Source organism: Cytophagaceae bacterium ABcell3 (assembly GCA_030913385.1).
GTDB lineage: Bacteria > Bacteroidota > Bacteroidia > Cytophagales > Cytophagaceae > ABcell3.
Genome location: CP133159.1, coordinates 1,335,710 through 1,358,363, shown reverse-complemented (window position 1 = coordinate 1,358,363; position 22,654 = coordinate 1,335,710). Strand labels below are relative to the sequence as shown.

The window sequence follows — 22,654 nt, the reverse complement described above, 5'->3', positions numbered from 1 at the left end:
CGTTGCAAGTTAGCAAATAAAAATGACAACCGTGGCGCTAGGCATAGGTAAACTATGAAGAAGATGCAAAAGACAAACAAGAAAGAACCACTAAAAGAAGGCCACGATTTTTACTATAATAAAGAGGGACTTTTGGTTTTTACAGAAAAATACCTGAAAAACAGAGGATACTGCTGTAAAAACGGCTGTAAACATTGTCCTTATGGCTTCAGAAAATAATTTTTCTATAAATATTTTGCGGTACCACAAATTATTCCGATATTTGCATCCCAATTATCTAAAAAATAAACTGATAAAATCATGGCAAGGGTTTGTGATATAACAGGCAAAAGAACTCAGGTTGGAAATAAAGTGTCTCATGCAAATAATAAGACCTTAAGAAAGTTTTATCCCAACCTTCATAAAAAGAAATTTTATATCCCTGAGGAGGATAAGTGGATAACACTAAAGGTTTCTACAACTGCGCTTAAGACAATCAACAAAAAAGGCATTAGCGCTGTACTTAAGGAGGCCAGAAAAAAAGGCAAGAACATCTGATTATAAAAAGATAAAAAATATTTTAAGTCATGGCTAAAAAAGGAAACAGAGTTCAGGTTATTCTTGAATGTACCGAACATAAAAACAGCGGCCAGCCTGGCACTAGCAGGTACATCACAACCAAGAACAGAAAAAATACTACTGAAAGGATTGAACTAAAAAAATACAATCCGATTTTAAAGAAACATACCGTACACAAAGAAATTAAATAACAATGGCTAAGAAAGTAGTTGCTACCCTCAAAAAAGCCGATGCTAGCAAAGGTTACGCAAAGGTGATCAGAGCAGTAAAAAATGAGAAAACCGGCGCTTATTCCTTCAAAGAAGAAATTGTGCTTCTTGACCTTGTACAGGAAACATTAAAAAAATAACAATTCCCTTACATTATCATTTATATTAAAGTCCCTTTATGGGACTTTTTTATTATATTAGCCCAATACAATAATCTAAGGACGTTTAACTAAACTTTTCCCCAATGGCGTTTTTTGACTTTTTCTCGAAAGAAAACAAGGATTCTCTGGACAAAGGACTTGAAAAGACCAAGGACAGCTTTTTCTCCAGGATGAATAAAGCTTTGATGGGCAAATCTACAGTAGATGAAGAGGTTCTTGATGAACTCGAAGAGATACTTGTCTCATCTGACGTTGGTGTGCAAACCACCATCAAGATTATCAGAAGGATTGAGGAAAGGGTAGAAAGAGATCACTATGTCAGCACGTCAGAACTAAACGCCATTTTAAGAGAAGAGATAGCCAAGTTGCTTTCTGAAAACAACAGCGGTGACCTACGGGATTTTTATATCCCAGAAGTTGACGGTCCTTATGTAATTATGGTGGTTGGGGTAAACGGTGTAGGTAAAACAACAACCATTGGAAAGCTTGCTTCACAATTCCACAATAGAGGTAAAAAGGTAGTGCTCGGCGCAGCAGATACTTTCCGTGCGGCAGCGGTAGACCAGCTAAAACTGTGGGGAGAAAGAGTGGGCGTGCCTGTTATTGACCACGGCATGAACACTGACCCTGCCTCTGTAGCATTTGATGCAGTAAAAAAAGCCGTGGACATGAAAGCTGACCTGGTAATTATAGATACCGCCGGAAGATTACACAACAAGGTTAACTTAATGAATGAACTTGCAAAAATGAAACGGGTCATCCAGAAGTTTATTCCTGATGCCCCTCATGAAGTGCTTCTGGTATTAGACGGAAGTACAGGACAAAATGCAGTCAATCAAGCAAGAGAGTTTACAAAAGCCACAGAAGTATCCGCCCTTGCCATTACCAAACTAGATGGCACGGCAAAAGGTGGCGTTGTGATAGGCATTTCCGACGAATTCCAAATCCCTGTAAAATATATAGGCGTGGGTGAAAGAATTGACGATTTACAAATTTTTAACAAAAACGAATTTGTAGATTCTCTATTCAAAAAATAACTACTAGCCCCCACCGTTAACTCCTTGTTTCGACAGCTTTTTTTCTTTAAAATTTGCCGAAATAGATCAAAACTCAACACTAAACCTTATAACCTATGGCAAAAACTACATATTTTTGCCTAAAGAAATTTAATTCACTTTGAAAACTAAGGGAAACAAACAGACGAAAGTCAATATAGTCACCCTCGGGTGTTCTAAAAACCTAGTTGACTCTGAAAATATCCTCACCCAATTAAGAGGAAACAGCATTGAAGCAGAGCACGAATCTGATAAAGATGACGCAAATGTGGTGATCATCAATACTTGTGGCTTCATTGACAATGCTAAACAAGAGTCTATTGACACCATTCTTCAATATGCAGAAGCAAAAAATGAAGGGCTGGTAGAAAAAGTGTATGTAACAGGATGCCTCTCTGCCCGCTATAGGGATGACCTGGAAAAAGAAATACCTGCCGTAGACGCTTTTCTCGGCACCAATGAACTCCCAAGGCTTCTAAAACTCTTCAAAGCAAATTATAAACATGAGCTCATTGGCGAAAGGCTAACGTCTACGCCCAAACATTTTGCTTATTTTAAAATTGCGGAAGGCTGCAACAGGCCTTGTTCATTTTGCGCAATCCCGCTTATGCGTGGGAAACTTGACTCCCGCCCTATGGAGGAGTTGGTCAAGGAAGCCAAAAACCTAGCAAGAACAGGTACCAAAGAACTGATACTTATCGCGCAGGACCTGACCGATTATGGGATGGATATTTACGGCAAAAGAAACTTGGCGGACTTACTCAAAAACCTCTCTGATGTAGAAGGCATAGACTGGATAAGGCTACAATATGCCTATCCTTCCCAGTTTCCAATGGATATTCTGGATGTAATGAATGAACGTCCTAATATCTGCAATTACTTGGATATGCCACTACAGCATATTACTGACTCCATGTTAAAGACTATGCGCCGTGGCATTACAGAAAGGCGCACAAGGGAGCTTATTCAATCCATTAGGGAAAAGGTGCCTGGTATAGCATTAAGAACTACACTTATTGCAGGACACCCTGGCGAAACAGAAGAGGACTTTGAACAGTTGCTCCAGTTTGTGGAAGAAACTAGGTTTGAAAGGCTTGGGGTATTTACCTATTCACTCGAAGAAAACACCCATTCCCATACGTTAAAGGACGATGTCAGTCCGAATGAGAAACAGGAAAGGGAACAAAGAATCATGGAAGTTCAGGAAGGGATATCACTTGAACTCAATCAAGAAAAAATAGGGAAAACCTATAAAGTCCTGTTTGACCGTAAAGAAAGTGGTTATTTTATTGGCCGAACAGAATTTGATTCACCAGAAGTAGACAACGAGGTGCTCGTAAGCGCCGAGAATCAATATGTCCGTCTTGGCGATTTTGCGAATGTAAAAATCCACGACGCCACAGAATTTGACCTTTATGGGGATGTGGTATAAATAGCCACCCCTCATCAAAAATCAAAACTGTACCACTAGAACTGGTACAGTTTTTTTGTGCCTTTGGGTGAGGCTTAATTGCCTCGACACAAGGTCTAAGTCAAATAATTTTCTCACATAGCAAGCCTCTAGGAATTTTCCACCCCGAAATATTGTTCTTCAAAAAAAGAAGGGGGGAAATATGAAAGAGTCGTTTGTGCCAGTACCGCAAGCCTTTTTACTGATGATAGAAGAGGCGATAAGGTTAAAAAAAACAGGGTTGATAGAACATTACCAAGGAGAGGACAAAGAAACTTCTTCTGGCTATATCGTTGATGTAAAGGAAAATGAGGAAGGAACTTTTTTAGTTTTAAACACGATGGAGCAAATAAGGGTGGACAAAATAGTCAACTTATTTGGACAACCTGGCCCAGCGCATGAACAGGTGTGTTTTATTCCAGTAAATGAATAACAAGATAAAAGATGAGGCTATTCCCTCATCTTTTTTTCCTACATATTTTTCACATAGTATCACTCCTCCCCTTTAGCCAAGCACCCATATACAACTGGTAATGTTTTATGGCATAATAGTTGAATATAACTCATAAGATTTTTTCATAAGAATGATTCGTTATTTCTACAAATGCGACGCATCTTTTTTTTATGTCTTTCAGAAGCCGAAAGGAAAAAAACACTTTTATGAAGCATCTGCTAGCTCTATTCATTGTCTTTATACTCCCAATATCAGCATTTTCTCAAAACGGCCTGTATATAGGACTAGAAGGAAACATCCACTACGGGTTTTATCATGCAGATGACCCCGGCGGACTTATTGACATAAACTATGACAGGTATAACCGCATGCAATCTGCTGGAGGCATCCGTCTGGGTGGATACTTGTCAGAAAACCTGATCATTGAAACGGGCTATATCAGGTTCAGAACCTTGCGCTATTCATGGCTACTTTCAGACAATAATAGAATCACTTCCATAACCACAGGAAACACTTCCCATGACATACCGCTTAGGTTAATATACTCCCACAAGCTGAACAGTTATTTAAGTTTACAACCTTATGCAGGCATACGACTGCTAATCTCCCAAAACTATAATAATGAAGCAGCCCCATCGCCAATTCCCATTAGCAATGAAGATACCCTTACTATGGCCACCAGCCAGCACGGACCTAATAACGAAAGCTTTTCTTTAGAAGCAGGGCTAAGATTAGCCTATTCAGGGCCAAAGAAAAGAGTAGAATATTCGGCAGGGCTATTTTATTTACAAGGACTCTCAACCTTTGCTCAAACAAACGTGAGATATTTTAAAAATGAAGCACCTGAAGCCATATCAAACTCAAGAATTTGGCCCAATGCCTCAGGACTAAACTTATCTTTTGGCATTGTATATCATATTATAAGACAGAAATCTCTAGACGATTACAGAAAATAACAAATTAGGGTTACCCACTTAAATATCTTATGTGTTATTAGTATACTTAGGGTCGCTAAATTACTTTTTGCCTCGCCGGCAGGGCCTTACTTTTTTTCTTAGACAAAAAAAGTAAGCAAAAAAGTCAAGGCCTGTGATGAAATTTGCTAAACTTTATAACCATTACGCTATCCCGATAGCTATCGGGATGAAACTCACCTCCTTGCGTCGGGCTTAAACAGCAAATTTTTTGGCCGCTTCATGCTTATAAAGTTCTTAACGCAATTTCATCAATGGCCGCCTTATTTTCTAACGATGACACATATCGCCATTTAAGAAAGACAGTTTAAAGCATTTTAAACTTAAATGGGTAATCCTATAATAAAATAAAATAACTACTTTATCTCTTCTACAAATTTGTCTATGGCCTGATAGTCAATAGCGGAGACACTTTTTTTTGTTTTGGCAACAAACCGCACGATCAGCCTTTCAAAAAAACTCATATTTTCTAGAATCATTTCCCCACCGGCAATCACAGAAGCAGAACTATGCTTTCGGAGTTCTTCAGGAAAGGAATTTTCCATATATGACTGCTGCTCTGCCTTGTTCATGCAACAGAGATATAAGCCAACCTTTTTTTGAAGAAGATCTGAAAGATTTTTTTCACAAAACTTCTTCATAGCATCCAATGGATTCCCAGCATAAATTGGCCCTCCAATAATGACCAAGTCATAGCACCCAATATCAGGATTACCGTTTTTTGCTAAGCTATAAACAGTCACATCATGCGCCGACAGCTTGCCTGAAATAATATCGGCCACTTTGCCTGAAGTGCCATGTTTAGAAGCATATATAATTGCTGTTCTCATACTATATTTAAAAACTTAAAGCTAAAAAATGTTTATGCTTAAGAAATTGACATAAAGCAGTAAAAAAGCTAAGATTAATCAATTAATGACAAGAGGGTGATAAGAATAATTTGCAATTGCAGACGTTTCTTTATTACTTCATTGTCTGAACAATTAACTTTCACATAAATAAAAAAATGAAAAAAGGTAATTTTTTACTGACCGCAGTTTTAGCTGCTGCATTAAGCTTTGGAGCACTTGCCCAAGACTTACCTAAACCAAGTCCCAAAGCGACTATAACCCAAACAGTAGGGTTGACAGATATTTCTGTTGAATATAGCAGCCCGGCAGTGGCTGGTAGACAAATATGGGGCGATCTAGTTGCATACGATGAGCTATGGCGTACAGGAGCCAATGCAGCAACCACTATTGCTTTTAGCAAAGACGTTACAATAGAAGGGACAACTGTACCCGCCGGCAAGTACGCTTTGTTTACAATCCCTTCTAAAAATGAATGGACAATCATTCTCAACAAAGATACCAATCAAGGTGGCACTAGAGGATATAAAGAGGAAGACGACCTACTGCGCATAAAAGCTAAACCAGTAGAAGCCCCGTTACGCGAACGCTTTGCCGTTCTTATAACAGACTTCAACAATGAAGAAGCAACGGTCTCTATTGAGTGGGAAAAACTAAGGATTCCCTTTAAGGTAAAATTGAATACCCATGAACAGGCAATGGCCAACATCAGCCAATCTATGGAAGACAACTGGAGGTCGTTTGCCAACTCCGCACGTTACCTTCTGGAGAATAAAAAAGACATGGATAAAGCCCTAGAGCTTGCAAATACTTCCGTTTCACTTCAAAGCCACTGGTACAACAACTGGATAAAAGCTCAAATCCTTGCTGAGAAAAAGCAAATGAAAGAAGCTATCAAAGCTGCGAAAATAGCCAAAGACCTTGGCGACAAAGACAGCTACTTTTTCTGGAAAGCCAATGTTGAAAAAGCGCTGGCTGAGTGGAAATAATTATGATTTCACTTTAACTAAAAGCAGGTTTCCCAAAAGGAGCCTGCTTTTTTATTTTCTACCTTCTTTTTGAAATATATTTTGGAATAATTTATAACCTGTGCATTTACAAGTAGACAACTATTTCCCCCAAAGTAAAAATTCCATCAAGCTAATGGCAGGTATACCTTTGTATGTATTTCCTTCAAACCCGTCCCTAGTAACAACATATTTAGGATAGTTGTCCTGAATTTTGAGTAAGTTCCCGAATTCCATCTCTATCGTTTTTTCCTCATCAAGCCTTAAAGCCACCTGTATATACAGGATTTCTCCTGCCTTTTCAGCTACAAAATCAACCTCTTCTTTATTCAACACCCCTACTTTGACCTGATAGGATAAAAAAATCAGATGATTATACACTGCATTCTCCAAAATTTTACCCTGATCCTCCAAGCGAAACCCCCACAAAGCATTTCTTATACCTAAGTTTTCAAAATAGTACTTATCGCCAATTTCAAATACCCTTTTCCCCAAAACATCATACCGAGGCACTTCATAAACAATAAAGGCATTTTTTAGATACTGGACGTAAGTTAGTACCTGATTAGTGGAAATTTTGACTTGTTGTGATTTAAGAAAATCGCTAATTTTCTTTGCGGAAAATAGACTCCCTATATTTCCTGCCAAAAACAACGTAAGTTTCTCTAAAAACCTCACATTTCTTAATGCATACCTCTCAACAATATCTCGATAGATAATAGTGGTATAAATGTTTTTCAGATAATCAAAAACCACTTCATCTTGCAAGGGCAGGTGAATCAAATAAGGCAAGCCCCCATATTTAAGATACTTTTTTAAAGCCCCTTCATCATTCTTCAAATGATGAAATTGCAAAAATTCCTGATAACTTAAACTATGCACATTTATTTCTATGTACCTGCCACTTAAAAAATTTGCAAACTCACCGGATAATAAATTAGCATTAGATCCTGTACAATATAAATCTAGGCTTTCATCCAAAACAAAAGAGCGCAAAGCTTTTTCAAACCCAGAAATATCCTGAATTTCATCTATAAATACATAATTCTGCGCAGATTCTACTTTTTGACTTATCACATATTCATACAAGTCCATATGATCTTTAACAAAATCAAACTCAAGCTCTTCCTTATTAATATATATAATATTAGCTTTTTCAGACGCTTTTTTAATAACTTCTATGATTTGAAAAATCAAATAACTCTTACCTACTCGTCTCTGTCCGGTAAAAACCTTTATTAACTGTTTACCGATATAAGGTTTAACAGCTTTTAAATACTTCTCTCTATGAAAAACTGTCTTCGGACTCATACAAAATTATTTATACAACTAAAATTAAGCATACTTAAAACTCCACCAACAACTAACAAAATATTTAATCATACTTAAAACTTTATCTAAAAATAATAAAAGTTTTAAGTATACTTAAAATCTTATACAAAAAAGTTAAAAATTTTAAATATAAAACCATATTAACCGATAATAGAGACAGGAAAAATTACGAACAAGGAAGCTTTTATCAACAACAATCAGTAGCTGACAGACAATTTAAGCTAGAACTTATAAAATTATTTGAGGAACGAGAAAATATATAAGCCCAGCCACAACACTCGCTCCCAAGACCTTAAAAATACTCACTTTAAATTTAAAGATGGCAATAAAGGCAGCAACGGCAATAAAAAAGGCAACAGGGTCTATAGTATCCCACACAGGCACATCCACAGACATGCCGAAGCCTTCCCAAACACGTACATCTTCAAAAAGTGTGTGGATACTGAACCAAACCGCCAGATTTAAAATAACCCCTACAATGGCAGCCGTAATAGCAGACAAAGCGGTACTCAAGATTTTATTGCCCCGCAAATATTCAATATAGGGAGCCCCTAAAAATATGAACATGAAGCAAGGAATAAAAGTGACCCAAGTCACCAGAAAAGAAGCAAACACTCCTGCGACTACAGGATCGAGCGTTCCGGCATGCCGCCATGCACCCATATAACCAACAAACTGTACAACTTGAATCAGGGGGCCTGGCGTGGTTTCTGCCATACCCAAACCATCTAACATTTCGCCAGGCTGCAACCATTCGTAAACCTCTACCGCACGCTGGGCTATGAATGCCAATACAGAATAAGCGCCACCAAAGGTTACGACGGCAGCTTTACTGAAAAAAATGGCTTCGGCAGCGAAAATATTGTCGCGACCTAACACTAAAGCTATAACACCGATAGGAAGCAACCATAGTGCGAGCCAAAAAATAGTTGTTTTTAGAGATGATATAAACGAAGGCCGAACAGACCTCTCTGTAAAAACTGAATCAATAAAATATTGCTGTACATCAACTTGCTTTGTAGCTTCATGACCTTTGATGACCAAGAACTTATGCTCCCATACTTGACCGCCAATGTATCCCGCAAGCCCAGCGAAAATGACAATAAACGGAAAAGGAATATCAAAGAAAAAAATGGCAATAAAAGCTAAAGCAGCAAGGACAACCATAACCTCATTCTTCAGGGCTTTGTTTCCTATTTTAAAAACAGCTTGTAGTACAATGGCCATTACCGCCGGTTTTATACCATAAAAAATGGCCTGTACATAGTCTGTATCTCTATACCCTGTATAAAGTAAACTAAGTATCAATATGGATATAAATCCAGGAAGCACAAAAAGAACCCCAGCAGTAACGCCCCCTTTTACCTTGTGCAAGAGCCAGCCTATGTATATAGTCAACTGCTGCGCCTCAGGTCCAGGAAGAAGCATACAATAGTTAAGGGCATGAAGAAAACGGCTTTCACTGATCCACTTCTTTTCCTCAACCAAAATCTTAAACATAACTGCAATCTGACCCGCCGGACCTCCAAAGCTATAAAGGGCTATGCGAAACCAGGTTTTAAAACCCTCTTTATAAGGAATTGATTTTTTATCAAAATTATCTTTTGGAGGATCAGATGACATAAAAACGTTTATTAGTTCTTATTTAAAGAAACAAAAAATACCGAAACTAAGCTAAAACAAGCTATTTACCAGACCGTGTACAAAATTAGACTAGTATTCTATATTACCTTTCATTTTGTTTCAAAACAAAAGAAATTAGCGTGCTAAGTAGCATTACACTAAGGCAACCAAATGCATTAAACCACAAAAAACCAATATCTGAAGCCCAATATAAGACAATGACAAAAATCTGGGAAATAATTGCCGCAATGAAAACCGGCAAGCCTTTAACCCATTTGAAGAAAAATGCCACTACAAATATCCCTAAAATGGTACCATAAAATATCGACCCTAGGATATTCACCGCTTGTATCAGGTTGTCTACCAAGGAGGCAAAAAAAGCAAACCCAATAGCAAGAAAACCCCAACATGCAGTAAAAAGCTTAGACATCATCAAATAATGTTGGTCGCTACCGTCTGGCTTTACCACCCTTTTGTAAAAATCTACTATTGTTGTAGACCCAAGGGCATTCAACTCACCTGCTGTTGATGACATGGCGGCTGAAAAAATAACGGCAAGCAACAAACCAATAACACCTGTGGGAAGGTAGTTAATAATAAAGGTCACGAAAATATAATCGGCATCCTTGGTTTCAGCGTCTGGATTTACAGACGAGATCAACCCTTTTACCTGTTCCCTTATTTCATTATTACGGGATTCATACTTATTGATAACCTTCTTTTTCTCTTCTGCTGCATTTTTTGCATCTATGGCAGAAAGCTCAAGCATTTCTTCGATATCAGCTTTTTTTCGCTCAAAGTTTGCTTGGTATTCTTGCTCTAACCCCTTCAGGCTATCGGCATAAGCACTTTCCCTCACCATTTGAAGTCCAACATCATTAAAGTGGACAGGAGGCTGGACAAATTGATAAAACACAAATACCATGACCCCTGTCAGAAGAATAAAAAACTGCATAGGTATTTTTAACATACCATTAAACAGGAGTCCCAACCTTCCTTCCGTAACTGATCGCCCGGATAGGTATCTTTGCACCTGAGACTGGTCTGTTCCGAAATATGCCAAAGCCAAAAAAAGGCCACCAGTTATTCCGGACCAAAAGGTATACCGCTCTTCCAAGTCAATGGAAAAATCAATGGTTTCAAGCTTCCCCATGGTTCCTGCCACTTCCATAGCACCGCCAAAAGACACATTGTCCGGGAGCAGCGATACAATGATAGAAAAGGCCACCACCATACCAGCAAAAATAACAGCCATTTGCTGTTTTTGCGTCTGACTTACCGCCTTTGTCCCCCCTGATACTGTATAAATAATAACCAGTATACCAATAAGGAGATTTGTGAGGTTCAGTGGCCAATTTAAGATCGAAGAAAGAATGATTGCTGGAGCATAAATGGTAATACCTGCCGCCAACCCACGCTGCAAAAGAAACAAAAACGCTGCTAAAAGCCTCGTATTTAAATCAAACCGGTTTTCTAAAAACTCATAAGCGGTATAAACTTTCAAACGATAATAAATGGGCAGTACAAAAATTGACAAGAAAACCATAGCCAAAGGAAGCCCGAAATAAAATTGCACGAAACCCATTCCGTCAATATAGGCCTGGCCAGGAGTAGACAGAAAAGTAATGGCACTTGCCTGGGTGGCCATAACGGAAAGACCAATAGTATACCACTTCATATCATGGTCTCCCATCAGGTAACCTTCCATATTCTTACTAGCCTTATGCTTAAATGCCCCATAAAAGACAATGAAAAGCAAAGTCCCCAGTAAAACTACCCAGTCTATTGTGCTTAATATATTGTTCAAAACTACCTAAACGATTCTGTTATCCAATAAAATATGAGCATTTGAAAAACAAGAAAGCCTATTACAAACCAGTATAAGTTTTTCCAGCTTCCCATTAAAGGGGGTTTATCCTCTGTTTCTTTCATATCAATATGAAATAAGATTAACAAACAGTTTATATGCACCAGGCACCCCAGCAGGCAACTGCCGGAAAAATGACAATCCTGTATAAATAAATTTACCACGACCATGTTCTGCGAGAAGCAACCCGCCGTCTAAAAAGTCCTCCCCCGGGTCTTGAAAGGCAAGTACAGACTCATAACGAACATCACGCTCTCCTACAAAATACAAACCACGTTCCTGAACCCATCCTTCAAACTCCTGCATGGTAATTTTATTGGGGGTATTTAGCACAGGGTGCTCTGGCTGGAGAAAACGAACAGGAGAATCTTCCACAGTTACCCGGTCTCGAGTTATTTCAAAAGGATATGGCCCTATTTCCTCCGTTACCAAACCACGGCTAACATTGTACTGAACAATAAATGTACCTCCGTCCCGGACATAATCAACAAGCACACTATTTAGGTAACTCAGCTCGCTTTTAGTATTAAAGGCACGTACACCAGCTATCACAACATCATACTTCGAGAGGTCACCACTTTTTAACTGGGCGTCAGAAATAAGCTCCACCTCATAACCTATGTTCTTCAACATTTCAGGTACCTTATCGCCCGCCCCCATAATGTAGCCGATTCGTTCATTTCCTTTTTCTACTTTCACCCTAACTATAGGGGTTTCGGCTTTGGGAAAAATAGTTTGGGTATTAATATGGGGGTATGAAATACTCACCAATGATTTATCAAGTATTTCGCCTTGGCTGGTTCGAAAAATGGCCTCAAGGTATCCATGAGCCTCGTCCTCAGGCGCAGTTATCGAGAACGAAATCTTCCATTCCTCCCCAGCTTTACCAATATTGACAGGAATACTTTTAGGACTTATGTCCCAGCCATCAGGTACCTGGACAGACACCTCTCCAACCTGCATAGGCATAAGTGCTTTCACACGTACCTCTATCTGTTCTTCACCGTCGCTACCAAAGATATAAGATGGTTCAGTGAAATTGACAGCAACTTGCGGTGTTACCTCTACCGGACGAAAACTTTCGCCATCTACAGGGTCATTCCACCGATACAGCACAGGCACAGAAAACTCAAAAGGTTCCCCCTCAATGCTACAAGTAAAAACAGCCGAAAAAGCAGGTTCTCCTTCCGCTAAACCCAATTTATCATATGAGCTAACATCAAAAAGTCCCCCTGTACGGTCATGTTCTAGCCAATAAGGTTGAGAATACATTTTATCTAAAGGAACATTAAAAACAAACTCCTGATTATGCATCACATTACCGACTTCTAAACCTATAGACTCAGAAAAACCGACTTCGGGCAAGGCTATCTTTTCCAATATAACAGAAACTCCAGAGCGGTTTAAAAAACCTGTATTTATATTTAATTCACCACCTGGGCTGATATAATAGTTATTGGCAAAAGCCTCCATCCAAAATCCACCACAGCCTGCAATCAAGTCTTCTAACTGAGTTATCTTATAAGCCACTATAGGGTTACTTTGTGAAAGCTTGCCAAGCTCTTTATGTGCTTGAACAAGCAACGGAAGTGATTCATGAGGTTTATCGGTATCAAATTTCCGCAATGCCCTTTTCAAAAGATTACTCACTTTTTTTCCACCTTCTACCCTATCCCAAGAAAGATCGACACCATCCATAATCCCTTCTTCCATTGGCTCTCCCTCTGTCAGTTCGAGATATTCTGTATAAGCTCCCCTGGTAGGTGTAGTGCCAAACCCTTGACTTTTATGCTTAGTACGACTATTGGCTGCAATCTCAGTATATGAGCAACCCAGCGGGGCATTAAACACACCTATATCTACTTTAATGTGTTTTTTTCCTGTTTTTTCATAATATGCCTCCAAATCAGGATTCCACCAGCGGCTAGCATTATATAACAAACGTTTGGCTTGCCAAGCATTTACATGCTCCAGTTGTTCAGGGAACTGCTCTGGATCGGCTGCTGCAAAAAAAGCCTCTTGTGCCAGCAAGGCAGAGGCCGTGTGGTGCCCATGACCGTAAGCTTCGAAACCCGGGAAACGCGTTATAATAACATCAGGTTGGAGATTTCTGATAATCCATACTACATCTGCCAATACACTGTCTTTTCCCCAAATATCCATAGACTCCTCAGCCGACTTTGAATATCCAAAATCATAGGCCCGGGTAAAATATTGTTCTCCCCCATCAGTCTTCCTAGCTTCTAATAACTCTTGAGTACGAATAACACCTAGCTCTTCGCCCTGTTCTGAGCCGATCAAGTTTTGCCCTCCATCTCCACGAGTCAAGGACAAATAAGCAGTCCTAACTTTAAGTTCATTGGCCATATAAGCAATAAGGCCGGTATTCTCATCATCAGGATGAGCAGCTAGATACAAAGCGGTACCCGTTACCGTCAATTTTTTAAGCTCCTCTTTTAATTGTACCCCATCCTTTTGATGTAAAGGTTGGGCTAATAGCGAAAAAGCAAACAAATATAATATTGTTGCCAAACGAAAACTCAACGACATGAATAAGAGGGATGATTTATTAAAAAATACAACATTAACTATAACTCCTTTAGATAACGCAAATATAAGAGGTACATTGGATATACAAGCAAGGATTTCTGAAGGTGTTGAATGACTGCTTTAACCTGGACTATGCATTAGATTTCGTTATGAGGGGCAAAAGAAAGTTCTAATGCATATTCAGGTTTAACCATAATGAGTAAAAATTATTGGCAAAACTACGAACATCAGGTGTTAACTTTCAATGCATAGTAGCAAACTTTACCTATACAATTTAAGCATATAGTATTGAACTTCAACAATAAAAAAAGAATTCTGAAGTTTAAAGATCAGACTATAGCTATCGTTAACAAACTAACTGTTGGCTTTTATTCTAAGGCAAGGCACATTTTTTCTAACCAATTGATTTCGTTTCCATAACAACTAAAGTACAAACATGATTTTTAGATCAACACTGGCAATTTTTAAAAACATACTATGTAAAAATTACACTAACAAATTTTATTAAAAAATACATTTTCAAAAGGCAAATCCTAGTAAAACAAATAGAAAAGCAAAAAAGTAATGTTTATTTACCTTTTTTTTAGTAAAATAAATATAAAATTATTACTTTCACATTTTAAATAAAAGATATAATTTTTAATGGAAAAGCAGTTACAAAATACCCTGCTTAATCTTATAGAAAAAAATTCTTCCCTACCTGTGCTAGCCACTGACTTATTACTAAACGTAAAAGAAGTCAATCAATTTACGCACCAGCTATCGCAAGAATTAAAACCTGGAGATAACCTTTTAGAGCGTTTACCCGCATTAAAAGGCGTTATCTCGCATACAACCCTCCTGAACCTAAAACCAGGTGCGAGCACTCAAACGGCTGTCTCAATTCCCTACTGGGGCAACGGCACCCTTTTGGTCAGTTCTGAGGCGAATACAAAAAACAAATTTTACTTTGTCTTTATAAGCAATGACATTGAGTCGAGCATTGAAGGGAAAAAATGTTTCTTAAATAATTTCACAGCCACGCACGATTTAACTGGGAAAGTACTAGAACTATCAGGTATTCCTGACAAGGTCGGACTACAGTTTTCAGAATACATCTTAAACGACCTATTCAAGCATCTGCACCCAGACGACAGGGAGTACTTTTTCACACATGCTTTGCAACCAGTTTTGGTCAACAAGCAGCCAGTTACCACCCGAGTCAGATTAAAAAAGCCTTTCGGAGATTACCTATGGATGGAAGTATCCATCAATTCATCTCAAGAAAACAAAAACCAAATCCGTAGCTATTGGAAGCCAATAGACAGCTATACAGAATCCGACGAAAAGTCTCAGCCAGAAAACCTGCCTTGCAATGTGCCTGCCATGGTATTTCGCAGTTTGTTCGACAAATGTCGCACCATGATCTACCTCAGCGAAGGTTGCCATGCGTTGACCGGATATCCACCTTCGGCAGTTGCTTACAACAATAAAGTATGCTTCACAGATTTGATTCACGTTTCCGATAAAAAAGAGACAGTAGAGGCTGTCACCAAAGCCATTAATTGCAAAAGCTCCTATGAAGTTGAATATAAGGCAACCACTGCCGATGGCATACTAAAATGGTTTTGGGAGCAAGGGAAGCCCGTTTTCAACAAAGGCGGCGAACTCATTTTCATAGAAGGCCTGATCACAGACATAACCGAAAGAAAAATATACGAGGAAAAGTTAAGGGAAAACGAAAAAATACTGAAGCAAACCAATTCAGAACTAAACACTTTTATCTATAAGGCATCCCATGACTTAAAAGGCCCGCTAGCATCTATTGAAGGGCTAACCATGATTGGCAAAGATGAAGTGCAAGACCAGACATCACTTAAGTACCTTGACATGATCAATCAAAGGTGTATGAAATTGAGTGACACGGTGCATCTTTTAATTAATGTGGCTAAAATCAGGCAATCGCTGCCAATAAAAGAATCCATTAAACTAAATGCTTTTATCCACGAGGCATGGCTAGAAGCCTTAAGATCAGTACCTGAAGCTGAAGACATTCAATTTTCATGTTCGGTTCAGAACATAAACACCTTCAATACAGACAAAACTTTCCTACATATTATTTTCAGCAACCTGTTGGAAAACGCAGTCAGGTATCGTAGAAAATTAGCAAGGCCTTCAAAAGTATCTGTCGTTGTAAAAAAGTATGGAAATGGCATAAAAGTCCATGTCGAAGACAACGGGACAGGCATAAAAGAAAAACAAAAAAAACGTATTTTCAATATGTTTTTCCGAGGCACAGAGTTATCTCAAGGCTCAGGACTTGGGCTTTACCTTGTAAAATACACCATAAATAAACTAGGCGGACGAATACACTGCACCAGCAAACATGGTTATGGCACACGTTTTACCTTCGTCCTGAACGATAAGGGCCAAGAGTAATACAGTCAAAGCCTATTTCTATACCCAGCCTCCTACGCACAGAAAAAAATCACCAGCACAAACGATCAGGCATAATTTCAAGCTTTTGCACAAATGATCCCTGTAAACCTGCACTAATGAAGCGCCAACTAAACAGAGAGCTCTTAGGTTTTGTTGTTTATATAGGAGGGAAAAGAAATAGAGATATGGAGAAGCACGAAAAATTAAAAGGCCTAGTAAAAGACATCAAAATAGCCATGTTGACCACTATAGACAATGATGGCATGCTAAGAAGCCGCCCTATGTCATTGTCAAAAATGGAAGACGAAGGTGTAATGTGGTTCTTTACCCAGGCCAATGCACCCAAAACTGAAGAAATAGAACATGATGGCCATGTCAATATCAACTTCATGGACAGAGACAGCGAAACATATATTTCAGTAAGCGGTCACGCTGCTACCATCAAAGACCAGAACAAGATAGAAGAACTATGGAGCCCAGTCTTGAAAGCATGGTTCCCTAAGGGAAAAGAGGACGAAAACATTGCCCTCATAAGGGTAGAAGTAGACAAAGCCGAATATTGGGATGCGCCTTCTGGCAAACTAAAGCAAGCGATTGGCATGGCAAAAGCTGCCGTTACAGGACAACAATATGAAGCTGGCGAAAATAAAAAAATAGACTATTAATAAATAGTAGCTAGCATATAACTAAACCCGAATTATGCAACAGGCATGAAACACTTGATCAGAGCCAATGCATAATTTGGGTTAACTTGTTGTTACAGGCCACGTGTTCAGACTAATTTTCCTTCATCCTTTTATTGGGAATTTCCAGTTTTATTTACACTGTTCGAGAAAGACGGCTTAAAAGGAATTTTAAAACCTTCTAGTTCCTTTTCTATGTTTTCACCAAACCATTGCGTCATCACACCTTTAGCTTTCTCCATAGTCCTTATGTCCACAAACATTCCTAAAGCACCCAAAGCTGCCAAAAGTGTTGCCAAGTCATCAGTATATCCTATAGGAGCTGCAAAATCAGGGATTAAGTCAAGCGGTGAAATAAAGTAGCCCAAAGCACCCAATACCACCCCTTTCGCCCACTTAGGAACATCTTCTTTTTGTAATACATAATATAGCAGCAGCGCAGCATAAATAACCCTGGCTCCAGCTTTCTTTGCAAAAAGCTTTACTTTACTCCAAAATGCACTTTCAGAATATTTTTTAGCGAACTTCTTCTGATCCATAACTATTCTTTTTAACCCATAAACGTAAAACCAGCTAAATAATATAAGCATTTTGACCCAAAATATAAAATAGGAATTCCTATAACACCCAAAACAACCTGACAAAAAACAAGTTACACGAAATTTATATCATGCTTAAAATAGGCAATTTTGATATATACATTAACCTATAATGATCATCACTTATAGCGAACTCCCAATACTTTTTTACGGTTGAAAAATAAACCGACACTGTGAGCAAACAACCTGCAATTAAACAAAAACAGCTAGCACTCAACAAAATACACAAAGGGAACTTACGCTTACTTGGCTCGGTTATAAAGTAGCAACCGGATATCTCAACCTCTTTACAAAAACAGACATGAAAAAACTTAGACTCAAAGGATTAGGAAAAAAATTATTCATTTTCGGATTAGTAGCCATTATGATCGTACCAGCATTGATCAGCACGGCGCAAGATCCTGCACAAGTACCGCAAGAGCAACAATTACCGGAGCAACCACAGGTTAGAAGTAACTTTAGCGATGAGGAACTACAAGCATTTGCAGACTTGTATTTAAAAACGGCAGATATTCAAGAGAAAAACCAGCCGGAAATGATTCAGGCGATTGAGAATGAAAACATAAACTTAGAACGTTTCAATGAAATTCTTTCGAATCAATTAGATCCTGAAAATATTGCTGCCGACGAAAAAGAGATGGAGTCATTTAACAAAGCTTTCGCTAAAGTAAATGAGGTTCAAAAAAATGTGGAGGCAGAAATCTCACAACTTATTGAAGGTGATATAGGCATCGAGCAATATAAGGAGATTGTCCTTAGCTATCAACAACACCCGGAAGTTCAGGAAAAGATCAACTCTTTGCTAGAGCTAAAAAACTAACAAATACGCTTCCAAGCATTACTTAGGCAAGGAACCCCAACCTAGAAAACAATAGAAAAAAAGCTGTGCCCTTTGGGTACGGCTTTTCTATTTCTTCCCTTTAACTCAAAAAAGTATTTTTTCCGCCAAGAAGCGCATATCTTAATGCACTTTTGGTTAAACATCTAACTTTTTTGATTTTTTTATAAAAAAACCAACCCTTCCTACAATAATAACTTAATAAGTCGTTACATTTATAGAGAAATTATATTTTTAATTAAAAAGACAATTGCTTATGATTCTTTCCCTTTTGAAATTCAAAGGAAGAAAAAACATTTTAACACTTTGCGCTGCTTTGCTTTTTAGCTCTGCGGCAATGGCGCAACTACCAGATCAGCCGCCTGCTCAGGAACAAGAAGTAAAAGATGACTTTAGCGATGCTGAACTGGAAAAGTTTATCAATGTGTATCAACAAACTACTGAAATACAGCAAAAAAACCAAGAGGTAATGATCGCTGCCATTGAGAAACAAGATTTAGACGTTAACCGCTTCAATGAAATACTTACTGCACAGCAACAACAGCAAGAAGTTGAGCTTTCAGATGAAGAGAAAAACAGCTTTGATGTAGCTGTTAAAGAAGTTATGCAAGTGCAGCAAGAAACACAAAAAGAAGTAAACGACGTTATAGAAAAAGAAATCGGGATGGATACTTACCAGCAGATTGCTATGGCATATCAGCAAAGCCCTGCTGTAAAAGAGAAGTTGGACACCCTAATGGAAGGACTTAACTAATTGGTATTTTCTTGTTAATATCCTATTGTATATAAAAGGAGGCTTCGGCCTCCTTTTTTTGTTTATATATCTTGATATATCAAATTTTGCACTTTACTTTTTTTTACTATCTTTATATGATGTGGTATTAAACTTGATCCATTTTTCGTTAAAAACTCATTAAGCACATAATTTCATTGAATCAGATGAACAAGATAAAAATCACCTTCATGCTATTTTGCGCCATGCTGTTATGCACTGCTGCATTTGCTCAATCAGAAGAAGAAACTGAAGAAGAACTAAGAACGGAGTTTACTGGTGAAGAGTTAAAAAACTTTATTTTGGCTTACAAAAAGGCTGCTGAAATCCAAAAAGAAGAGCAAGAAGTGATGGTAGCAACTATTGAAAAACACGACCTGAAAGTGGACCGGTTCAATGAAATATTGGTAGCGCAACAAGAAGGACAGCTTTCTGAAGCCAAGTTATCTGGTGAAGAAAGGGAGGACTTTAAAGCAGCAGTAATAGAAGTAATAAAACTTCAAAAAAACGCCAGAGAAAAAGCAGGCGATGCCATAGAAGAGTTTATTGACCTGGAAACTTACCAACAAATTTCCATTGCATATAAAGAAGACGCAGATTTTAAGAAAAAATTAGATAATCTTCTTAAAAATGCCCCAAAATAGCAAAACAACCAACAACTGAGAAGAGAGGCCAATAAAGGCCTCTTTTTTTTTGCCTCCGACAAAGAAAAACAAACTCTATAGCAAAAATTAAGTTAAACATACAAGATGAAATAGAACTTTAGCGCCGCTATGTTGTGCGATCCAAAAGTACTGATTTATGATATTTTGCTCTTAGGAGAAAATCTATCGCATATTTCAGGTAAAAAAAATATAGCAAACCGCAGGAACTAGTTTCAAACGTCGACTAACCTTATATGGAAAAAGAAAAAGAACAATGGGTCAATCAGGTAATGGGAAGCCTTGATACAGCAGAAAAAGCTGATCCTCAACCATTTCTTTTCAGGAAAATAGTAAACAAAATAGAAGAAAAGCGTGCGTTGGAAAGACCTGTATCCAGACGCTCGATCTGGCAGCTAACTACAGCCATGTCTTTGCTCATCTTCCTAAACATTTTAGGAACAACAGCTTTTCAAGGCGAACAAACAGATCAAATTGATCAGGTAGTAGAAGAGTACGAATTAATGGACAACGAAGATTTTTACATTTCTTATTTTGATTAATCATGCAAACAGTAAAGTTCTTAAAAATTGCTGTTGTACTGTTGTTAATAATCAACATAGCAACACTAACCTACATGTTTTATTTATCAGACAGACCAACGCATGAGAGAATAAGGCGACCACATACTATGCTAATAGAAAGGTTAAATATGACCGAAGACCAACAAGAAAAATATGAGCAACTAAGGTCAGAGTACCGTCAGGAGCTACGTACATTGAGAATAGAAAAGATGAAGGCCCGTAAACAAACTTTTCTTCTTCTACAAGACACCCAACCAGACACCATGAAGGCCCAAAACCTAACTCGGGAAGCCGCAGATATACAACAGCAAATGGAATTAATAACTTTTAATCATTTTAAAAACATAAAAAACTTTTTGACTGAAGAGCAAAAAGAACAGTTCAACGAGTTCGTAGGCGAAATGTCAGAGCGGTTTACCAGAAGCCACCGCAGAGGAAGAGGCCACAGACACCATTCAGAAGAATAGTTTTATAAAAATCATCAAGCAGTGGCACTTTCCGAAGAAATTCTGAAGGAAATTTATGAATTGCACAAAGCACAAGTGTACAATACCGCTTTGGGCATGGTACAAAATGTATCTGACGCTGAAGAAATCACGCAAGATGTATTTGTCGATGTATTTTTTAATATTCAGAAATTTGAAGGAAAGTCTGCATTGAGAACTTGGATCTATAGAATTACAGTAAACAAATCGCTGGACCACCTTAAAAGCAACAAACGAAAAAAACGCTTTGCCTGGCTTACTTCCTTATTTGATCCAGAATCAGGCAAAGTGCTTCACGAGCAGGCCGACTTTTCGCACCCAGGAGTTAAGCTCGAGAATCAAGAAAATTCAGCAATCTTATTTACCGAAATTAATAAACTGCCAGAAAATCAAAAGACAGCATTCATTCTTTCTCAAATGGAAGGGCTTAGTGGTAAAGAAATAAGTAAAATCATGGAAGTGTCAGAGTCTGCGGTAGAATCCCTTCTAGTCCGTGCGAAGAAAAATTTAAGAAAATGGTTGGGCGACTTTTACAACAGCTATAAATCATAACACACATCCGACCTTAACACAAACAAGCGAAAACTAATCGACTGACACCTAAAAATTGCTAGTCATTACCCGCTGATATTCACGTGTTCTTTTACAAGCCCCTTCTTTATTAAAATCAAATAAGAAAAACCAGTGAGGCGAACTTAATTGTATTTGCACAAACGATAGCTGTTTCCACACAAAATAAACATCAAATTATTTACTAGAAAAAAATGTTGCAAAAAAAGGCAATCATACCGCAGGAAAAAACTTCAGAAAGCGTCTAACCATATAGATTGATTAATAAACCTAAAAACTAAACCAGAAAGTTATGAAAAAGATATTTTTGAGTATAGCAATTCTAGGAAGTACTGTCGCATTTGCTCAGTCTCCACAAAAATACCACAAGCAGAAAAGAGCTAATTGTGCCGAAAAAAAGGAGGCATTTAGACAAGAGCTAAACCTAAGCGATGAGCAGGAACTAGCAATGAATACCATCCAGAAAAAGTATAAGGAAAGATTCTCTGAAGTGAAGAACAACGAAGAGCTGTCTCCACAAGAAAGAAGAGAAGCTTTTATGAGCCTAAGCAAAGAACAGAAAAGTGAAGTCAATGAAATATTAACAGCAGAGCAAGTCCAAAAGGTTAATGAGAAAAGAGAGTCTTTTGCGAAAGAGCACAAAGGCAAAAAGAAAAAGTACCGTAAAGCAGACTTCAAACAGCTTCAAAAAGACTTAGACCTTACTGACGAGCAGGTTAACGATTGGAAGGATTTAAAAGAAAAAAGCAGAAGAAACATAAAAGAAGTTAAAGGAAATGAGGCGCTTTCAGAGGAGGAAAAAAGAGCAGAAATAAAAAACATCCGCTCAGAGAAGAAAGCTGAACTTAAGAACATACTTTCAGAAGAGCAGTACGAAAAATATAAAGAAAACCGCTCAAAAAAACACCATGGGCACAAACGCTCTCGCCGATAATAAAAACGCCTGGGACAAGAAGTTCCCGGGCATTTTTAATTT

The 22,654-nt window shown here is 38.1% G+C and carries 24 protein-coding genes; 18 read left to right on the top strand and 6 right to left on the bottom strand.

Features of this window, described 5'->3' with window-relative positions:
- The first annotated feature begins 54 nt into the window (after positions 1-54).
- The 8 genes from RCC89_05680 to RCC89_05645 all read left to right on the top strand — a co-directional run bounded on the left by RCC89_05680 (position 55) and on the right by RCC89_05645 (position 4,843).
- The gene (locus RCC89_05680) at positions 55-219 is read left to right on the top strand and encodes a DUF5522 domain-containing protein (GenBank protein ID WMJ72654.1); all 165 of its coding nucleotides are present in this window, start codon (positions 55-57) and stop codon (positions 217-219) included.
- Positions 220-300: 81 nt separating this feature from the next.
- Positions 301-537: a 50S ribosomal protein L28 gene (gene rpmB, locus RCC89_05675; protein ID WMJ72653.1), complete on the top strand. Its 237-nt coding sequence runs from the start codon at positions 301-303 to the stop codon at positions 535-537.
- A 29-nt stretch (positions 538-566) separates the two neighbouring features.
- On the top strand, positions 567-749 hold the full coding sequence (gene rpmG / locus RCC89_05670) for a 50S ribosomal protein L33 (protein ID WMJ72652.1): 183 nt from the start codon (positions 567-569) through the stop codon (positions 747-749).
- A 2-nt stretch (positions 750-751) separates the two neighbouring features.
- A complete protein-coding gene (locus tag RCC89_05665; GenBank protein ID WMJ72651.1) occupies positions 752-907 on the top strand; it encodes a DUF4295 domain-containing protein in 156 nt (51 codons plus the stop codon).
- A gap of 104 nt (positions 908-1,011) precedes the next feature.
- Positions 1,012-1,965, top strand: coding sequence for a signal recognition particle-docking protein FtsY (ftsY, locus tag RCC89_05660; protein ID WMJ72650.1), 954 nt, complete (start codon positions 1,012-1,014; stop codon positions 1,963-1,965).
- Positions 1,966-2,104: 139 nt separating this feature from the next.
- Complete coding sequence (gene rimO, locus RCC89_05655; protein ID WMJ72649.1) at positions 2,105-3,415, top strand: 30S ribosomal protein S12 methylthiotransferase RimO; 1,311 nt, start codon at positions 2,105-2,107, stop codon at positions 3,413-3,415.
- Between the two features lie 181 nt (positions 3,416-3,596).
- On the top strand, positions 3,597-3,866 hold the full coding sequence (locus RCC89_05650) for a hypothetical protein (protein WMJ72648.1): 270 nt from the start codon (positions 3,597-3,599) through the stop codon (positions 3,864-3,866).
- A 227-nt stretch (positions 3,867-4,093) separates the two neighbouring features.
- On the top strand, positions 4,094-4,843 hold the full coding sequence (locus RCC89_05645; protein WMJ72647.1) for a hypothetical protein: 750 nt from the start codon (positions 4,094-4,096) through the stop codon (positions 4,841-4,843).
- 374 nt (positions 4,844-5,217) lie between these two features.
- On the opposite strand, the gene RCC89_05640 is transcribed toward RCC89_05645, so the two are convergent.
- Positions 5,218-5,691, bottom strand: coding sequence for a flavodoxin domain-containing protein (locus tag RCC89_05640; protein WMJ72646.1), 474 nt, complete (start codon positions 5,689-5,691; stop codon positions 5,218-5,220).
- A gap of 176 nt (positions 5,692-5,867) precedes the next feature.
- On the opposite strand from RCC89_05640, the gene RCC89_05635 reads away from it, so the two are divergent.
- Positions 5,868-6,698 (top strand): DUF2911 domain-containing protein, encoded by an 831-nt coding sequence (locus RCC89_05635; GenBank protein WMJ72645.1) that lies wholly within the window; start codon positions 5,868-5,870, stop codon positions 6,696-6,698.
- Positions 6,699-6,818: 120 nt separating this feature from the next.
- On the opposite strand, the gene RCC89_05630 is transcribed toward RCC89_05635, so the two are convergent.
- The 4 genes from RCC89_05630 to RCC89_05615 form a co-directional block, all read right to left on the bottom strand.
- Positions 6,819-8,027: an ATP-binding protein gene (locus tag RCC89_05630; protein ID WMJ72644.1), complete on the bottom strand. Its 1,209-nt coding sequence runs from the start codon at positions 8,025-8,027 to the stop codon at positions 6,819-6,821.
- A gap of 249 nt (positions 8,028-8,276) precedes the next feature.
- Entirely contained in the window at positions 8,277-9,671 is a 1,395-nt protein-coding gene (gene chrA, locus RCC89_05625) for a chromate efflux transporter (GenBank protein WMJ72643.1), read from the bottom strand.
- Positions 9,672-9,774: 103 nt separating this feature from the next.
- Entirely contained in the window at positions 9,775-11,478 is a 1,704-nt protein-coding gene (locus RCC89_05620; protein ID WMJ72642.1) for a sodium:solute symporter, read from the bottom strand.
- A 126-nt stretch (positions 11,479-11,604) separates the two neighbouring features.
- Positions 11,605-14,088: a PIG-L family deacetylase gene (locus tag RCC89_05615; GenBank protein ID WMJ72641.1), complete on the bottom strand. Its 2,484-nt coding sequence runs from the start codon at positions 14,086-14,088 to the stop codon at positions 11,605-11,607.
- Positions 14,089-14,730: 642 nt separating this feature from the next.
- Between RCC89_05615 and RCC89_05610 the strand changes: the two genes are divergently transcribed.
- On the top strand, positions 14,731-16,506 hold the full coding sequence (locus RCC89_05610) for an ATP-binding protein (GenBank protein WMJ72640.1): 1,776 nt from the start codon (positions 14,731-14,733) through the stop codon (positions 16,504-16,506).
- 116 nt (positions 16,507-16,622) lie between these two features.
- Positions 16,623-17,171, top strand: a complete 549-nt coding sequence (locus RCC89_05605) for a pyridoxamine 5'-phosphate oxidase family protein (protein ID WMJ72639.1) — start codon at positions 16,623-16,625, stop codon at positions 17,169-17,171.
- Positions 17,172-17,302: 131 nt separating this feature from the next.
- Here the strand turns inward: RCC89_05605 and RCC89_05600 are convergent, their stop codons facing one another.
- Complete coding sequence (locus RCC89_05600) at positions 17,303-17,728, bottom strand: DUF1232 domain-containing protein (GenBank protein WMJ72638.1); 426 nt, start codon at positions 17,726-17,728, stop codon at positions 17,303-17,305.
- A gap of 361 nt (positions 17,729-18,089) precedes the next feature.
- On the opposite strand from RCC89_05600, the gene RCC89_05595 reads away from it, so the two are divergent.
- The 7 genes from RCC89_05595 to RCC89_05565 all read left to right on the top strand — a co-directional run bounded on the left by RCC89_05595 (position 18,090) and on the right by RCC89_05565 (position 22,612).
- A complete protein-coding gene (locus tag RCC89_05595) occupies positions 18,090-18,608 on the top strand; it encodes a hypothetical protein (protein ID WMJ72637.1) in 519 nt (172 codons plus the stop codon).
- A gap of 274 nt (positions 18,609-18,882) precedes the next feature.
- On the top strand, positions 18,883-19,380 hold the full coding sequence (locus RCC89_05590) for a DUF4168 domain-containing protein (GenBank protein ID WMJ72636.1): 498 nt from the start codon (positions 18,883-18,885) through the stop codon (positions 19,378-19,380).
- 185 nt (positions 19,381-19,565) lie between these two features.
- A complete protein-coding gene (locus RCC89_05585; protein ID WMJ72635.1) occupies positions 19,566-20,042 on the top strand; it encodes a DUF4168 domain-containing protein in 477 nt (158 codons plus the stop codon).
- A 254-nt stretch (positions 20,043-20,296) separates the two neighbouring features.
- Positions 20,297-20,602, top strand: coding sequence for a hypothetical protein (locus RCC89_05580; GenBank protein WMJ72634.1), 306 nt, complete (start codon positions 20,297-20,299; stop codon positions 20,600-20,602).
- Between the two features lie 2 nt (positions 20,603-20,604).
- Entirely contained in the window at positions 20,605-21,090 is a 486-nt protein-coding gene (locus RCC89_05575) for a Spy/CpxP family protein refolding chaperone (protein ID WMJ72633.1), read from the top strand.
- Between the two features lie 21 nt (positions 21,091-21,111).
- Positions 21,112-21,660: an RNA polymerase sigma factor gene (locus RCC89_05570; GenBank protein WMJ72632.1), complete on the top strand. Its 549-nt coding sequence runs from the start codon at positions 21,112-21,114 to the stop codon at positions 21,658-21,660.
- Between the two features lie 310 nt (positions 21,661-21,970).
- Positions 21,971-22,612 (top strand): hypothetical protein, encoded by a 642-nt coding sequence (locus RCC89_05565; protein WMJ72631.1) that lies wholly within the window; start codon positions 21,971-21,973, stop codon positions 22,610-22,612.
- Positions 22,613-22,654: the final 42 nt, after the last annotated feature.

Excerpts from the sequence above, each read along its gene's own strand:
- RCC89_05680 (WMJ72654.1), top strand. The coding sequence starts at position 55 with ATGAAGAAGATGCAAAAGACAAACAAGAAAGAACCACTAAAAGAAGGC.
- rpmB (WMJ72653.1), top strand. The coding sequence starts at position 301 with ATGGCAAGGGTTTGTGATATAACAGGCAAAAGAACTCAGGTTGGAAAT.
- rpmG (WMJ72652.1), top strand. The coding sequence starts at position 567 with ATGGCTAAAAAAGGAAACAGAGTTCAGGTTATTCTTGAATGTACCGAA.
- RCC89_05665 (WMJ72651.1), top strand. The coding sequence starts at position 752 with ATGGCTAAGAAAGTAGTTGCTACCCTCAAAAAAGCCGATGCTAGCAAA.
- ftsY (WMJ72650.1), top strand. The coding sequence starts at position 1,012 with ATGGCGTTTTTTGACTTTTTCTCGAAAGAAAACAAGGATTCTCTGGAC.
- RCC89_05650 (WMJ72648.1), top strand. The coding sequence starts at position 3,597 with ATGAAAGAGTCGTTTGTGCCAGTACCGCAAGCCTTTTTACTGATGATA.
- RCC89_05645 (WMJ72647.1), top strand. The coding sequence starts at position 4,094 with ATGAAGCATCTGCTAGCTCTATTCATTGTCTTTATACTCCCAATATCA.
- RCC89_05640 (WMJ72646.1), bottom strand. The coding sequence starts at position 5,691 with ATGAGAACAGCAATTATATATGCTTCTAAACATGGCACTTCAGGCAAA.
- RCC89_05635 (WMJ72645.1), top strand. The coding sequence starts at position 5,868 with ATGAAAAAAGGTAATTTTTTACTGACCGCAGTTTTAGCTGCTGCATTA.
- RCC89_05630 (WMJ72644.1), bottom strand. The coding sequence starts at position 8,027 with ATGAGTCCGAAGACAGTTTTTCATAGAGAGAAGTATTTAAAAGCTGTT.
- chrA (WMJ72643.1), bottom strand. The coding sequence starts at position 9,671 with ATGTCATCTGATCCTCCAAAAGATAATTTTGATAAAAAATCAATTCCT.
- RCC89_05615 (WMJ72641.1), bottom strand. The coding sequence starts at position 14,088 with ATGTCGTTGAGTTTTCGTTTGGCAACAATATTATATTTGTTTGCTTTT.
- RCC89_05610 (WMJ72640.1), top strand. The coding sequence starts at position 14,731 with ATGGAAAAGCAGTTACAAAATACCCTGCTTAATCTTATAGAAAAAAAT.
- RCC89_05605 (WMJ72639.1), top strand. The coding sequence starts at position 16,623 with ATGAAGCGCCAACTAAACAGAGAGCTCTTAGGTTTTGTTGTTTATATA.
- RCC89_05600 (WMJ72638.1), bottom strand. The coding sequence starts at position 17,728 with ATGGATCAGAAGAAGTTCGCTAAAAAATATTCTGAAAGTGCATTTTGG.
- RCC89_05595 (WMJ72637.1), top strand. The coding sequence starts at position 18,090 with ATGAAAAAACTTAGACTCAAAGGATTAGGAAAAAAATTATTCATTTTC.
- RCC89_05590 (WMJ72636.1), top strand. The coding sequence starts at position 18,883 with ATGATTCTTTCCCTTTTGAAATTCAAAGGAAGAAAAAACATTTTAACA.
- RCC89_05585 (WMJ72635.1), top strand. The coding sequence starts at position 19,566 with ATGAACAAGATAAAAATCACCTTCATGCTATTTTGCGCCATGCTGTTA.
- RCC89_05580 (WMJ72634.1), top strand. The coding sequence starts at position 20,297 with ATGGAAAAAGAAAAAGAACAATGGGTCAATCAGGTAATGGGAAGCCTT.
- RCC89_05575 (WMJ72633.1), top strand. The coding sequence starts at position 20,605 with ATGCAAACAGTAAAGTTCTTAAAAATTGCTGTTGTACTGTTGTTAATA.
- RCC89_05565 (WMJ72631.1), top strand. The coding sequence starts at position 21,971 with ATGAAAAAGATATTTTTGAGTATAGCAATTCTAGGAAGTACTGTCGCA.